Below are 13,337 nucleotides of genomic sequence, written 5' to 3' on the forward strand. Positions count from 1 at the left end.
GAAAAATGCTACCATCGGGTAGCATTTTTTATTTTAATTAATGTTCTTCAGATTTATTAGAAATGGTACTGCTCATAAGATCATCTGCCTTTTTATCCAGTCTGGAGCTTAATGGCAGGAAGAATTTCAGTGGATGCTTCATAAAGTATCTGAAAATTTCTTTATAGATCTCACTTACCTGTCCGAAATTCATCTTTCTGGATCGGAATGCCAGGAACATGGATAAGCTGAAACTTACCAGGAAGTTGAAGAAACCGATCAGGAAAACGGTTACAAAAGACATCCAGAAGGTATAGGAATCTACTGAAAAATCTTTTCCATAGAGCCCTAATGCAAAGTTACCAGCTGCAAAGGTGATGTGTCTGATATCTAAATCGAGGCCAAAAAACATCCCTACCGGAGCTGTTGCCCCAAGGAACACACCGAACCAGAAGTTGGAAACAATTCCAGGCCAGTTTTTAGCATAATATTTTGAAAGTCCTTTTGCGAATTTCTTTCCGAAAAAGCTTCTGATTGAAAGGTTTTTAGCAATTCTTTCCGGAATCTGGTAAAACACGGAATTGTTTCCGATATTTCCTGAAATAATCCCTGAAATAAAAAGATAAAACCCAGCAATACTTGCATGCAGAATTGCTTTTGATTTAAAAGGATCAAGATCTTTTAATAATTTATCAGATCTGTCTACCGCCAGATTTTGTGAGAAAAATACATCCAGCCCGTAAATAATAGCAAGCGCTATCGGAAAGGCAAGCAATACATTTCCTACAAAGGCAATGAACTGACTTCGGAATAATTTGGATACCAAATGGGCAAACTCAGTATTATTTCTTTGGGCATTTCCTTCTTCAGACAATACTTTCGTCATGGTAGCAGCAGTCATAGCCGGTTGTTTTGTAGCAAGGGTAAAGCCCATCAGATAGATCATCACAAATCCCATTGCATAGTTCATTGAGTATAGAAAAGCGTGTGAAAAATCACTTCCCGGGATATATCCGTACAGCATTTTCAGAACACATAGTGCTCCTACAATAATCCCTCCGCCACTCGCCTTGTAAAACATTGTCATATATTCCTTCCGGGTAGAAGTAATATAATGAGCCCCCGCTTCTGCGGTATGATTGGTAATAAGGTGAGAAATAAGCCTTGTACTATCGTTAATGAGATCAGAAATATTATTTTTATGAGATTTATAGCTCAGAATATTAAAGATCAACTGCTTAGATTTTATCAGGACATCTTCATCAGTATCAATGACCAACAATTGTACGATATCATAAATTCGTTCAGTCTGCTGACGGATCTTAAGCAGGGATTGGTTAATCTTTCCGGAAATACCATATTTGGCAGAATTTTTAAACGCAATATTCACAAATTCCAGGCATTGTTCTGCATAGATTTTAATCTGCTTATATCTGCTGTCTTTGGAATGCAGCTGTAACTGAGGATCTTTTATCAGGTCTTCAGCTAATGTTTCCAGCTCATTCTGAAGGGCAAGAAACGGATTGTCCAAATTTCTGTACTGCGGAGCCATTCTCACCACTTCCACCTCCATAGCCATCCCTGTAACCCTCCAGGAAAGAATATTCATAGAGAAAATGAGTTCTTTTTTCACATTGGGTTTCAGAATAAAATCTGAAGCTCCCAGCATGTTTAAAAATTCATCAATCTCGTTTTCAGGGAGATTATGCAGATATTTCAAATCCTTCTTTGGTCTGAGACTCACATTATCGATCATATACCATACCGTCTTTTCATTTTCAACGGGTGGTAAAACCTTGTTCAGGATTCTTTTTTTAAGCTCAGGAAAGAAGGCATTTTCTGAAAGAATATTAGCTTCTGTCAGTGAAAGATTAAAAGGTCTTCCTTTAAAAATATTATGGATGTAATGTTTAAAGTTCTCAGCAAAATTAGGATTGCTTCTGAAAAAATTGAGCACATCTGTAAAGTCTGCTTCTTTGATACTCTCTAAAAACTCTGCAAAGGGTTCTAAAGAAAGGGTTTCATTCTTAAAAGAAAAATATTTTTTAAGAACTGACTCAAAGTTTGTGCTGGAATTAAAGAATTTCATTAGTACAAAGATACTATTTCAAACTCACATTCCTCATCTGTCTCATAATCCAATTATGTTTCTTTCTCAAATAGGGAGATGGGCTTTTAGGGTCATATTTTTTTGGATTAGGCAATACCGCGGCAATCCAGGCTGCATCTGAAGCACTTAGATCTTTAGATGACTTTCCAAAATAATACTGCGCTGCCGCTTCTACTCCAAATACGCCTTGCCCCATTTCAATAGAATTCAGGTATCTTTCAAGAATAATATCTTTACTCCACACTTTTTCGATGATAAAAGTATACACTGCTTCCAGCCCTTTTCTCACCCAGCTTCTTCCCTGCCAAAGAAACACATTTTTTGCAGTCTGCTGGGAAATGGTACTTCCTCCTCTTACTTTTTTACCTTTCTCATTATATTTCATCGCTTTTTCGATCGCTGTATAATCGAAACCATCATGATCAAAGAATTTTTGATCTTCTGAAGCTATTACGGCTTTTTTCACATTGTTTCCCATTTCGTCATAGGAAATATAATCCCTGTGCAGTTTTCCGTATTCAAAAAGACCTCCTATCTGGGTAAGGGTAATGGGCGGATTAAAGAATCTGCCCCAGATAATAAAAACTACATTCAGAACAAGAATGATGAAGATAAGCTGTTTAATTTTTTTCCACATAATTTTATAAAAAGGAAAGGCAAAAATAAGGAAATAGTACGAGTTACTGCAATTCTTTCATGTAAGTAAGCTGATAATCCGGTAAAAGTTCAGGATGAAAGATCTTAATATAATCTTTAAGGATCAAATCTGCTCTTACCACACCACTTTCAAAGAAATCATTGGCTTTCAGTTTTTCTTTTCCTGCTATGGTATAAATTTTCCCTTTATTGAATACATCCAGTTTCCCATAGAAAGGATTCATACTCAGCATTTCTTTTTTTGAAACATGACTTCCTGCATTCACCCAATACTGAACGCCTCCTGCTTTAGCATATACTTCTTCAAAACTCATTGTCAATGCTTTCTCATCCTTATTGTCCTTCATGATATAATTGGCATTGGCATCTGAAATATAATGGGCAACAGAGGTATTTCCACCTGGAAGGTACCAGACATTCCCATACATTTCATTCGCAAGTACCACAGGTTTTTCTTTAGCCTTTGATGCAAGCTGTTTCAGATCATTATAATTTTTTTCAACTTCCTGGTATTTTGTTTCCGCCTCTTTTTCTTTTCCTAAAAATTCTCCAAAAAGTTTGATATAAGCCGTTTTTTCCAAAGGCTTCTGCTCCATGTATTCATCCAAAAACACCACTTGAATACCATTATTTTTCAACAGTTCGTAAGTATTGTCAAAACTGGCAATATGATTGGTAAAAATAGCATCCGGTTTCATGGAGATAATCTTTTCTACATCATATTTCTGCTCGCTACCTACATTTTGAATTTTCCCTTCTTTAAGCAGATTCTGAATTTTTTCTGAATAAATATACTCCGGACTGGAAACTCCTATGATTAAATTTTCTGCTCCAAGCTCTGAAATATATCCTGCCATACTCGCATTCAACAAAATGATTTTCTTAAATGGAGTTTGATTTTGTTTGAAATTATATGTAAAATTCCCTGATTTTAGCTCCAAGGTACCATCGTGTTCCTTAAACTGAGTACGGGCAGAGATATTGGTCCAATCTGAGGACGAAATTTTTGATTCTCTTTTACAAGCTGTTAGCGCAAAAACCGTCAATAAAAGTAAAATTCTTTGTTTCATCTTTCAAAGAACGGAAAAAAGTGCTATATTTGCAAACCTTTAAACGACAAGGTAACACAAGGCCTCGTGGCGCAACTGAATAGCGCATCTGATTACGGCTCAGAAGGTTACAGGTTTGAATCCTGTCGAGGTCACCAAAAGACAAATGGCGCCACTTTTAAACAAGTGGCGCCGTTTTTATTATAATTGACAGTACATCATTTCTAAATATAAGAGATAAATATTTCTTAGAATTTAATAATCTTCTCTCCATTATTTATGATACTCTTCTTCTGTCACAGGTTGTAACCATATTACCGAACCATTCTTATTATCAGTAACTGCAACCTGAACAAAATATGAATTCTTAGTTGCACCGTGCCAATGCTCAACATTTGCCGGACATTTGATAACATCGCCTTTGTGTAAAATCTTTTTCGGCTGTCCTTTTTCCTGATAATATCCTATACCATCAGTTACGAGGATAATCTGTCCACCGGGATGGAGATGCCATTTGGTTCTCGATCCGGGTTCAAAAGTTACATTACCCACACCCGTATTAAATGACTGCTCATCCTGACCCAGCATTTGCAACCAGACATTGCCTGTAAAATTGCTGTTGGTTACTTTTTCACCTTTCGGGAAAATAGTGGGCGTTCTGATTTCTAATGTGGACTTACTACAACAGCTCGATACAATTAATATTGATAAAAGTAATGTAACTATTTGTTTCATATTTATATATTTAATCTTAATTCTTTAATAAATAGAGGGCTTGTCTTAATTTATTCTGCTGTAACTAATAGTAAAACTTTCATGTCTTTATAGATTTTTTCCAAAAAATTCCGTCAGTTTGGTTACCGCTTTTGCAACATATTCAGGTCTCCAATACGTTTGGATATGCGTGGCACCATCGATAATGAAGAGTTCTTTCTCTTTTACATTGACTGCTTTCGGAAAAGCTTCATCGGTCATATATTTGGTGTCAGCTTTACTTCCAGTTATCATCAATAAAGGCTGATTAATCAAATCCATATTGTCCGCAGCATCCCAAGTCATTAAATCTAACAAATTGCTTGTGGGATATAAAAAAGTCGAATTTGGGTGAGCATTGGTTCGATAATAATAAATATACCCTTCGCGATAGAGATCAGTATTTGTTTTCTGAATTTCTTCATCGGTAATGCTTGCCACGCCTGAATATATTATTTTACCACCTGCTCCTTCCTTTGCCCTTGCATCGGAAGCTTGTTTCAAACGCTCCTGAATAGTATTCAATCCCGAATTTTGAAATCCATTTCTTCGTACTTCACCGGAGTTAAACATACTTAAAGTAGCAACCACTTTAAATCTTTTATCTGATTGAGTTGCCTTCAAAGTATAGCCTCCGCCGCCACAGATACCGAATGCGCCGATTCGATTGATATCAACTCCGGGATATTGGGAAATAAAGTCTGCCATTCCGTGAATGTCTTCTGTTCTATAAACAGGTTTATCGGTGTGACGAGGTTCTCCCCCACTTGCTCCCTGATAAGACGCATCTGCTGCAATGGTAATATAGCCTGCTTCTGCTAAGCGTTGTGCATACAGTCCCGCTGTTTGTTCTTTAACACCTCCGTTTGGGTGTGCAACAGTGATCGCAGCATATTTTTTTGAAGGATCATAACTTGCCGGCGTGTAAACATTGGCTGCAATATCAATTCCATTCAATTTATATTTTACAGGATGGATATTTACTTTTCCTGTTACATTTTCTGTGATCGCACCATCATAAACCAATCCAAAAGGATTATTACGTTTGATTACTTCAATTTTTTCCATTTTTGGCTTTTTAATTTGAGTATTATTTTTTGTTTGTGCATTAATATTAAAGCTTGTTGCTACAATAATTAATACTGTCAATGACAATGTTATCTTTTTCATTTTTCAATATTTGGCAGCTTATTTTGATCTATTTTTTAAGACCTGATCCAAAACAAATTTTGCTGCATTTGATTTTTCTTTATTAATAGTGGGGCTGACAACAGCAACAAATTCATTCAACTGTTGTGGTGTCCATCCGACGTTTAATGAAATACCTAAATGAGATTGCAACATTGGTTCTGCATCACCAATAGCACTGATTACAGAAATCGTTACCAATTCTCTTTGTGCATAAGTCAAGACATCTCTCTCAAAAATATCAGAAAACAGATGTTCCTTTAGAAATGTATCTATTCCAGGTGCAAATGCTGAATAGCCCGAAAGTTTATCCGGTTGCTTTGTTTGAGTAAGTTGACCAAGAATTTCTTTTCCCCGTTCATACTTGTTGTTTTCACTATCAACAATAGAAACTCCTTTTCCAACAATATCATTACTATCTTTTGCCTTTCTTTCATCAAGAACTTCCATAAAAGTCTGTAAACCTCTTATACTTCTCGGAAAACCACAATAAGCATAAGTATGTACCAAAATTTCTTTTATTTCATTAATAGTCAGACCCGAATCAAGACCGGAATTTAAGCTACCTTTTAATTCCTTTAATTTACCTTGTGCTGTAAATGAGGAAATAGCAATGGTACTTTTATCCTTTTCATTTAAATGATTGTTTTGTGCTGGCAATTGTTGTGCTTTCATATCGGTTACAAAAAGTGAAACAATCATTATCTGGATTATTAGAGTGAAATACTTGAATTGTTTCATTATTTTACTTTTAAAGATTAATTACTTATCCAAACCTTTCTCTTTCAACCATTTTGATAATAGCCCTGCAACTTCTACATTATTCAAATCAGACATTAGAAAATGAGTATTTCCTTTGATTCCCAATTCAGGAAGATGTACAATAGTAACATCACCACCGTAACTATTGACAACTTTTGCCCATTGCCTTGCAGTTGCTAAAACATTTCTCCAAAAATTTAGTGATGCTGCATTAGTTTCTTCAGTTGGAATATAATCCCCGTAATAAACTACAATTGGTATTTTGGTTAGCTTCATAAAATCTTGCATCGGAACACCTTTTCCTCCTCGGTTTCCTTCAGGTTCTTCGCCTTCCGGAAAGGTGAATCCTCCAGGTTCATAAGCAACGACAGCTTTAATTTTTTCATTTTTAATGGCTGTTTTCCATCCGGGTGAACCTCCTGCCGAATGTGTGAAAAGAATTCCGTTTCCGGATTTATCCATAACTGAAGACATTGCATTCACAATCGCTACTTCATCTATATTTCCTGTATTCGGTGTCATCATACGGAAAAATTGATCCACAGAAATGCTGTCTTTTGGAAATTGAACTCCTTCATTGAATTTGGGGTACAGACCAATTCGAAATTGGGTAAACCAAGTCTGGTCATCTGGCAAACCGCTAATTTGTCCGGGTTTTGTAGTCTGCCCGGCCTCTCCACGACCTGGTTGATCGACAAGATAAACACTATAACCGTTTCTTAAAAATATATTAGCAAAGCCTTCTCTTCCATCCGCTGTTGTCTGCCAGCTTCGTCTAGACTGTCCATAACCGTGCAAAAAAATCATCGAAAGTCTTTTAGGTTTTACAGGAATTTGGTAAAAAACATCAGCGTGATCTCCATGCCTCGTCTGTCCACCTTGGGCAACATTCCATGGTTGTAACGGATCGAAAATCCCGTCACTCTTAATAATCGTCCCTCCAGCTGAGAAATTGCCTTGTGATGCAATAGTAATAGGTTTTTGCATCACCTTATGTTGTGCTTTAACAAAGAAATTGGAGACTAAAATTAAGATGATTAAGCTTAAATATTTCATTATTTTATTTGTCATTGCTCATTCTTTTAAAGTTAATTATCAATAATTTAGAAAAGAAAATGAATACAATTTCTTTCGGTAAAATTTAAATTTTACAATGGGTGAGTTTTACTACAAATCCAATTTTCTTTCACTTAACCATTTAACCATATTAGGGTCTCTATGGTCAAAGAAAAGACTGGAAGCAGTATCTAAAGTTGCAATAGCGTTCATATCTTCAGAAGAAAGCTCAAAATCGAAAATGTCAAAATTTTCAGTCATTCTTTCTTTTCTTACAGATTTTGGAATAACGATAACATTTCTACTCGTCAACCAGTTCAAAATGACCTGAGCTACAGATTTGTTATATTTTTCTGCGATTGTTTTTAAAACTTCATTATTAAAAATACCATTCTTTCCTTCTGCAAAAGGTCCCCAGGATTCTATTTGTACGTTATTTTCAATTAGAAATTTTTGTGTTTCAACCTGTTGATGGAAAGGATGGGTCTCAATTTGATTGATTGCTGGTGTAAATCCACTATTGGCAATCAAATCTGCAATCCTGTCTGGATGGAAATTGGAAACACCTATTGCTCTTACTTTTCCTTGCTCATACAATTCCTGCATTGCTTTCCAAGATCCGAAAATATCTCCATATGGCTGATGAATAAGGTATAAATCCAGATATTCCAACTGAAGTTTATTCAATGATTTTTCAAAAGCTTTTAACGTTTTTTCATATCCTGTATCCTGTACCCACAGTTTTGTAGTGATAAATAAATCTTCTCTTGCAACTCCGCTGTTTTTAATGGCATTACCAACCGCTTGTTCATTACCGTAAGATGCAGCAGTATCAATTAATCGATAACCTGTGTCAATTGCATCAATAACAGCTTTTTCACATTCTGCAGGATTTGGCACCTGAAATACTCCAAATCCTAAAATTGGCATTTCTACACCGTTGTTCAATATTACTTTTTTCATTTTTTATCTTATTTAATTTTTATTTCACAAAGAATAAAAATTGGTTAATCAACTTGTTATTGCAAATTTCCAACCTATTGATAAGCATATCGGTAGACAGATTACGGAATTGATAACCAATATTACTGTTCTGACTCTGAATGTAAAAAAGAGGTTGTTTTTATCTTTAGATTTGCATTAGAAAATGATACCGTTATGAGCCAATCATTCTATTTTGAAACAGTAAACGATTATAATCAATTTAATAATCACGAGACACTTCATCCTTTGGTAAGTGTGATAGATTTTTCGAAAGCGCATAGAAGAACAGGATCTAAAATGTATTTTAATCTGTACTGTATTTTTTTAAAAGATGTAAAATGTGGTGATCTGAAATATGGTCGGGCAACTTATGACTATCAGGAAGGAACATTGGTTTTTGTTTCTCCGGGTCAAGTTGTTGATGTAGAAAATAAAGTAGACATTTACCAGCCTTTGGGACACGGGTTGGTTTTTCATCCGGATTTAATCAAGGGAACTTCTTTAGGTAAGAGCATCTTTGAATATGGTTTCTTCGGATATCAAACCAACGAAGCGTTACACCTTTCTAAAAAAGAACAACAAATGGTTTTGGAAATGTTCGCTGATATTCAATTTGAATTGAGCCGCCCAGTAGATAAACACAGTAAAAAAGTCATCACATCAAATATTGAGCTTTTTCTTAATCATTGTGACCGCTTTTATGACCGCCAGTTTATTACCCGGGAAAATGTGAATAAAGGTACTTTACAAAAATTTGAAGAATTATTAAACAGCTACTTTTCATCTGAGAAACCTAATACTGTAGGACTTCCATCTGTGGCATATTGTGCAGATGAATTACATTTTTCAGCCAACTATTTCGGAGACCTCATCAAGAAAGAAACAGGAAAAACAGCACAGGAATATATACAAAATAAAATTATTGATGTAGCCAAGCAAAGAGTATTCAACGTTGATAAATCTATTGCTCAGATTGCTTACGAACTAGGATTCAAATATCCACAGCATTTTATCAGACTTTTCAAACAAAGAACTGGAGTTACACCTAATGAATATAGAAGTTTGAATTGAAATGCATTAATTTTAATTTATCTTTCTAAAAATCTTAGACATCGTCTCTTTGTCAAGACTTTCCATATCTATTAATCTTAGGGATTTTACCATTTTTAAAGTTGACGACTTGTACTTCAAAAAATGGGGTGTCTGCAAATGAAACTGATACGCCTCTTTGTCAGCATAGATTTCTACAATCCTTACCTGAGCTGGATTTTCCTTTTGATACATTGGGAAAATAGCAACTACACCTTTCTCTGATTTTACTGAAGTAGAAGCTTCCTCTTTCAGAATAGAATTATATTCTTTCAAAAATTCAGGAACAATTTCAATCTCGGAAATACGAACCATCATATCATTTTCGATAATCTGAACAAGTGGTTTTTCGATAATTTTCCGAACCGTATTTGCCTGCGTTTTACTGACAGATTCTTGGATCAAATCAACCAATTGTCCTAATTGATTTTCAGTAATTCCGGTATTCTTTCCGATATTAATATGCGATTGCAACTGTCCTTCTACTCCATCCAAGGAAGCCAAAGCAGAAATCGTTACCAATTCTCTTTGCTGATAAGTTAAAACATCACTCACAAAAATGTCAGCAAATAAATGTTCTTTCAGAAAAGCATCAATTCTTGGAGCAAATTCTCCAAAACCTGATGCCGGTTTGGATTGTGGAGTTTTTGTGAGTTCTTCAAGTGTTTTTCTGCCTTGTTCGTATCTATCGGCTACATTATTTTCAATGATGATTTTCTTTCCTTCAATATCATTAATACCTATTGATTTTCTTTCGTCTAAAACTGTTTTAAAAGTATTTATCGCATTCAGACTTCTCGGAAAGCCACAGTATGCATATAATTGAACCAACGCTTCTTTAATTTCATTAATCGTCAAACCTGAATCTAAACCGGCATTCAATTGAACTTTCAAAATTTCAAGATTTCCAGTTGCTGTAAGTGAAGAAATCTTTACCAGATTTTGTTCTTTAGCATTCAGATTTTGATTGGTTTTATTTTCTTGTGCATTCATTTTTGTTATACTTAATGTGAGAACAAAAAGAATGATCCATGGTAGAAACTTATTTTTGCTCATTGTAAAACATTATTTTTTGTTGGCTTGGGCAAATTCTTCATCAGAGACAGCTTCCAGCCAAGTATTCTGATTGGTTTGCGGATTACCATTCGTTGCTAAATGCGAGAACCAGCTTTCGGCAGTTGCACCGTGCCAATGCTCAACATTCGGAGCAATTTCCACAATATCACCAGCTTTTAAACGTCGTGCGGATTTTCCTCTTTCCTGATATAAACCTTCGCCACCTACAACAATCAAAAGCTGTCCGCCAGTGTGACTGTGCCAATTGTTGCGACAACCCGGTTCAAAAGTGACATTGGAAAGGGGAACATTCAATTCTTTATTGCTTGTAAGAGGCGCCAGATATGATTTACCAATAAAATATTGTGCAAAACCAGTGTTTTCTTCACCTGTCGGAAAATCACTTATTGTAGGAATGTTTGAACTCATTTTGTTAAGTTTTATTTTGTTTGAATTTACTTTATTTTGTGCGATTACAGTTGGACTGAGCGCTAAAAGAATGATGGTTAAATATTTCATTATTTCGAATATAATTTACTCAAAATCAGCCGTATGACAAAGTTCCGACAATACAATCATTTTTAGTTATATTGATTACGGAATTGCTTACCATTTTTACTGATTTGAGTGGATAAACAGATAAGGGCTTGCCGAAACAAACCCTTCTAATTTTATGTAATGCTGATTCCGCCATCAACAGAAATCGGCTGACCGATAATATAGCTGGAAGCCGGACTGAACAACCAAAGCACTGTTTCTGCCACTTCACTTGCTTTGCCTAATCTTTTAATGGGCGCCCAATCTTTAGAAGCACTTTCGTCAAGGTCGCCCAACGCAAACATTTCTTCGACCATTGGCGTTTCAATTGTTCCGGGACAAACCGCATTGATTCTGATTCCTTCTGGCGCATATTCTACGGCTGCACTTTTCGTCAATCCCAAAACACCGTGTTTTGTGGCGTGATAAGCTGCTCTTCCCGCTCCTGCAACCAATCCGCCGATAGAAGAATTGTTGACAATAGCACCACTTCCCTGTTTCTGCATTTGCAAAAGCTCATATTTCATCGTTAGAAAAGTACCTTTTAGATTAATGCTCATTACTCTGTCGTATTCATCTTCTGGTAAGTCTGCAAGTTTAGAAGGACGCGGCTGAATTCCTGCATTATTGAATGCAGCATCCAGTCTTCCGTATTTTTCTACCACAAAATTAATGGCAAATTCTACATCTTTGGCGGATGAAACATCACATTTCACCGCGGAAGCTTCGCCTCCAAAAGCTTTTATTTTTTCGACTGTTTTTTGTGCCGCATCTTCATTAATATCTGCAACCACTACTTTTGCACCTCTTTCAGCTGCCATAACAGCAACTGCTTGTCCCATTCCGATTGCGCCACCAGTTATGAATATTACTTGGTTTTCCATTTTATTTTTGATTTTGTAATTTATATTTCATTTAAACTTAGAAAGTTGTCGCATCAATCACATATCGGTAACGTGCTTCTTTATTCACAACTTTGTTCCATGCATCGTTGATTTCACTGGCTTTAATAACTTGTATTTGAGGATAGATTTTGTTTTCTGCACAGTAATCCATTACTTCTTGCGTTTCCGGAATGCCACCAATCAGAGAACCGTTAAAGTTGACACGATTGAAAATCATATTAAAATTATTAATCGTTAATTCTCCGTTTATCGGTTGTCCGACCTGTGTAAAATAGCCGTATTTTTTCACACAATCGATGTAAGGCGACATATCATAAGCATACGGAACCGTGGAAATCATAAAATCTAACTTGCCATTGTAAGCTTTTAAATCTTCCGCCGATTTCACAACAATCACTTCTTTCGCACCAAAACTTTTGATGTCGTGTACTTTTGAAGGTGAAGTGGTAAAAGCGTACACTTCAGCACCTTTTGAAACCGCCAATTTCACAGCAAGATGTCCCAAACCACCAATGCCAATTACACCAATTTTGTCGCCTTTTTTGAAATTGATTTTCATCATTGGCGAATACGTTGTGATCCCCGCGCAAAGCAATGGTGCAGCATATTTCAGATCCATACTTTCTGGAATTTTAATAGCAAAATGTTCTGTTACAACAATGTTGTTGGCATACCCACCTTGCGTAATTCTGGAAGGCGATGTTTTATCCGGTGCGCCGTACGTTCCTATCATGCCTGTAGTTTCACAGTGATGTTCTTCGCCATTTTTACAGCTTTCACATTTCATACAGCTATCGACCATACAGCCAACGCCTGCTTTGTCACCGACTTTAAATTTGGTTACGTTTTTCCCGACAGCCGTCACAAATCCTGCAATTTCATGACCCGGAACTTGCGGATAGGCTTGTTTTCCCCAATGACCTTTAATCGTATGAATATCCGAATGGCAGATTCCTGAATATTTGATTTCTATTAAAATATCATTGTCACCAACAGACCTGCGTTCAAAATTCCAACTTTCAAGTTTTCCGTTTTCGTCTTTTCCTGCGTAGCCTCTGGATTTTATATTTTTACTCATACTTTTTGATGGATTATTTTGTGCTAAAATGTCGAGCGGATTTATCAGCATCAAACCTGCACTTGCTAACGCAGTCTGCTGAATAAATTTTCTTCTTGAACTTTTATTATCCTTTTCCATTTCTATATTGATTT

Annotated in this window: 13 protein-coding genes and 1 tRNA gene; 2 read left to right on the forward strand and 12 right to left on the reverse strand. The window is 35.9% G+C overall.

Going from position 1 to position 13,337, the window contains the following annotated elements:
* Positions 1-37: 37 nt before the first annotated feature.
* The 3 genes from AC57AW_RS17545 to AC57AW_RS17555 are packed head-to-tail and all read right to left on the reverse strand — an operon-like array spanning position 38 to position 3,816.
* On the reverse strand, positions 38-2,068 hold the full coding sequence (locus tag AC57AW_RS17545; RefSeq protein ID WP_496352904.1) for a transporter-like protein: 2,031 nt from the start codon (positions 2,066-2,068) through the stop codon (positions 38-40).
* Positions 2,069-2,081: 13 nt separating this feature from the next.
* Entirely contained in the window at positions 2,082-2,726 is a 645-nt protein-coding gene (mtgA, locus tag AC57AW_RS17550; RefSeq protein WP_318845181.1) for a monofunctional biosynthetic peptidoglycan transglycosylase, read from the reverse strand.
* Positions 2,727-2,769: 43 nt separating this feature from the next.
* The gene (locus AC57AW_RS17555; RefSeq protein WP_496352905.1) at positions 2,770-3,816 is read right to left on the reverse strand and encodes an ABC transporter substrate-binding protein; all 1,047 of its coding nucleotides are present in this window, start codon (positions 3,814-3,816) and stop codon (positions 2,770-2,772) included.
* Between the two features lie 60 nt (positions 3,817-3,876).
* Here AC57AW_RS17555 and AC57AW_RS17560 point away from each other — a divergent pair.
* Positions 3,877-3,953, forward strand: a tRNA-Arg gene (locus AC57AW_RS17560).
* A 115-nt stretch (positions 3,954-4,068) separates the two neighbouring features.
* Here AC57AW_RS17560 and AC57AW_RS17565 read toward each other — a convergent pair.
* The 5 genes from AC57AW_RS17565 to AC57AW_RS17585 all read right to left on the reverse strand — a co-directional run bounded on the left by AC57AW_RS17565 (position 4,069) and on the right by AC57AW_RS17585 (position 8,517).
* The gene (locus AC57AW_RS17565) at positions 4,069-4,530 is read right to left on the reverse strand and encodes a cupin domain-containing protein (RefSeq protein WP_496352906.1); all 462 of its coding nucleotides are present in this window, start codon (positions 4,528-4,530) and stop codon (positions 4,069-4,071) included.
* A gap of 87 nt (positions 4,531-4,617) precedes the next feature.
* Entirely contained in the window at positions 4,618-5,718 is a 1,101-nt protein-coding gene (locus AC57AW_RS17570; protein WP_496352907.1) for an alpha/beta hydrolase, read from the reverse strand.
* Between the two features lie 18 nt (positions 5,719-5,736).
* The gene (locus tag AC57AW_RS17575) at positions 5,737-6,477 is read right to left on the reverse strand and encodes a carboxymuconolactone decarboxylase family protein (protein WP_496352908.1); all 741 of its coding nucleotides are present in this window, start codon (positions 6,475-6,477) and stop codon (positions 5,737-5,739) included.
* A 21-nt stretch (positions 6,478-6,498) separates the two neighbouring features.
* Positions 6,499-7,485 carry an alpha/beta hydrolase gene (locus AC57AW_RS17580; RefSeq protein WP_496352909.1) on the reverse strand — a complete coding sequence of 329 codons (987 nt, stop codon included), beginning with the start codon at positions 7,483-7,485 and terminating at the stop codon, positions 6,499-6,501.
* A 180-nt stretch (positions 7,486-7,665) separates the two neighbouring features.
* Entirely contained in the window at positions 7,666-8,517 is an 852-nt protein-coding gene (locus AC57AW_RS17585; protein WP_496352910.1) for an aldo/keto reductase, read from the reverse strand.
* A gap of 195 nt (positions 8,518-8,712) precedes the next feature.
* Here AC57AW_RS17585 and AC57AW_RS17590 point away from each other — a divergent pair, with 195 nt between their 5' ends.
* Positions 8,713-9,609 carry a helix-turn-helix domain-containing protein gene (locus tag AC57AW_RS17590; protein ID WP_496352911.1) on the forward strand — a complete coding sequence of 299 codons (897 nt, stop codon included), beginning with the start codon at positions 8,713-8,715 and terminating at the stop codon, positions 9,607-9,609.
* A gap of 12 nt (positions 9,610-9,621) precedes the next feature.
* On the opposite strand, the gene AC57AW_RS17595 is transcribed toward AC57AW_RS17590, so the two are convergent.
* The 4 genes from AC57AW_RS17595 to AC57AW_RS17610 form a co-directional block, all read right to left on the reverse strand.
* Positions 9,622-10,620, reverse strand: a complete 999-nt coding sequence (locus AC57AW_RS17595; RefSeq protein WP_496352912.1) for a carboxymuconolactone decarboxylase family protein — start codon at positions 10,618-10,620, stop codon at positions 9,622-9,624.
* 72 nt (positions 10,621-10,692) lie between these two features.
* A complete protein-coding gene (locus AC57AW_RS17600) occupies positions 10,693-11,202 on the reverse strand; it encodes a cupin domain-containing protein (RefSeq protein ID WP_496352913.1) in 510 nt (169 codons plus the stop codon).
* Between the two features lie 152 nt (positions 11,203-11,354).
* A complete protein-coding gene (locus AC57AW_RS17605) occupies positions 11,355-12,104 on the reverse strand; it encodes an SDR family NAD(P)-dependent oxidoreductase (RefSeq protein WP_318849101.1) in 750 nt (249 codons plus the stop codon).
* 37 nt (positions 12,105-12,141) lie between these two features.
* Positions 12,142-13,323: an NAD(P)-dependent alcohol dehydrogenase gene (locus AC57AW_RS17610; protein ID WP_496352914.1), complete on the reverse strand. Its 1,182-nt coding sequence runs from the start codon at positions 13,321-13,323 to the stop codon at positions 12,142-12,144.
* Between the last annotated feature and the right edge of the window lie 14 nt (positions 13,324-13,337).

This window comes from Chryseobacterium sp. BGA-UO-ETr-SB22 (assembly GCF_059567885.1).

Coding starts and splice junctions, on each gene's coding strand:
- AC57AW_RS17545 (WP_496352904.1), bottom strand. CDS start 2,068: ATGAAATTCTTTAATTCCAGCACAAACTTTGAGTCAGTTCTTAAAAAA.
- mtgA (WP_318845181.1), bottom strand. CDS start 2,726: ATGTGGAAAAAAATTAAACAGCTTATCTTCATCATTCTTGTTCTGAAT.
- AC57AW_RS17555 (WP_496352905.1), bottom strand. CDS start 3,816: ATGAAACAAAGAATTTTACTTTTATTGACGGTTTTTGCGCTAACAGCT.
- AC57AW_RS17565 (WP_496352906.1), bottom strand. CDS start 4,530: ATGAAACAAATAGTTACATTACTTTTATCAATATTAATTGTATCGAGC.
- AC57AW_RS17570 (WP_496352907.1), bottom strand. CDS start 5,718: ATGAAAAAGATAACATTGTCATTGACAGTATTAATTATTGTAGCAACA.
- AC57AW_RS17575 (WP_496352908.1), bottom strand. CDS start 6,477: ATGAAACAATTCAAGTATTTCACTCTAATAATCCAGATAATGATTGTT.
- AC57AW_RS17580 (WP_496352909.1), bottom strand. CDS start 7,485: ATGCAAAAACCTATTACTATTGCATCACAAGGCAATTTCTCAGCTGGA.
- AC57AW_RS17585 (WP_496352910.1), bottom strand. CDS start 8,517: ATGAAAAAAGTAATATTGAACAACGGTGTAGAAATGCCAATTTTAGGA.
- AC57AW_RS17590 (WP_496352911.1), top strand. CDS start 8,713: ATGAGCCAATCATTCTATTTTGAAACAGTAAACGATTATAATCAATTT.
- AC57AW_RS17595 (WP_496352912.1), bottom strand. CDS start 10,620: ATGAATGCACAAGAAAATAAAACCAATCAAAATCTGAATGCTAAAGAA.
- AC57AW_RS17600 (WP_496352913.1), bottom strand. CDS start 11,202: ATGAAATATTTAACCATCATTCTTTTAGCGCTCAGTCCAACTGTAATC.
- AC57AW_RS17605 (WP_318849101.1), bottom strand. CDS start 12,104: ATGGAAAACCAAGTAATATTCATAACTGGTGGCGCAATCGGAATGGGA.
- AC57AW_RS17610 (WP_496352914.1), bottom strand. CDS start 13,323: ATGGAAAAGGATAATAAAAGTTCAAGAAGAAAATTTATTCAGCAGACT.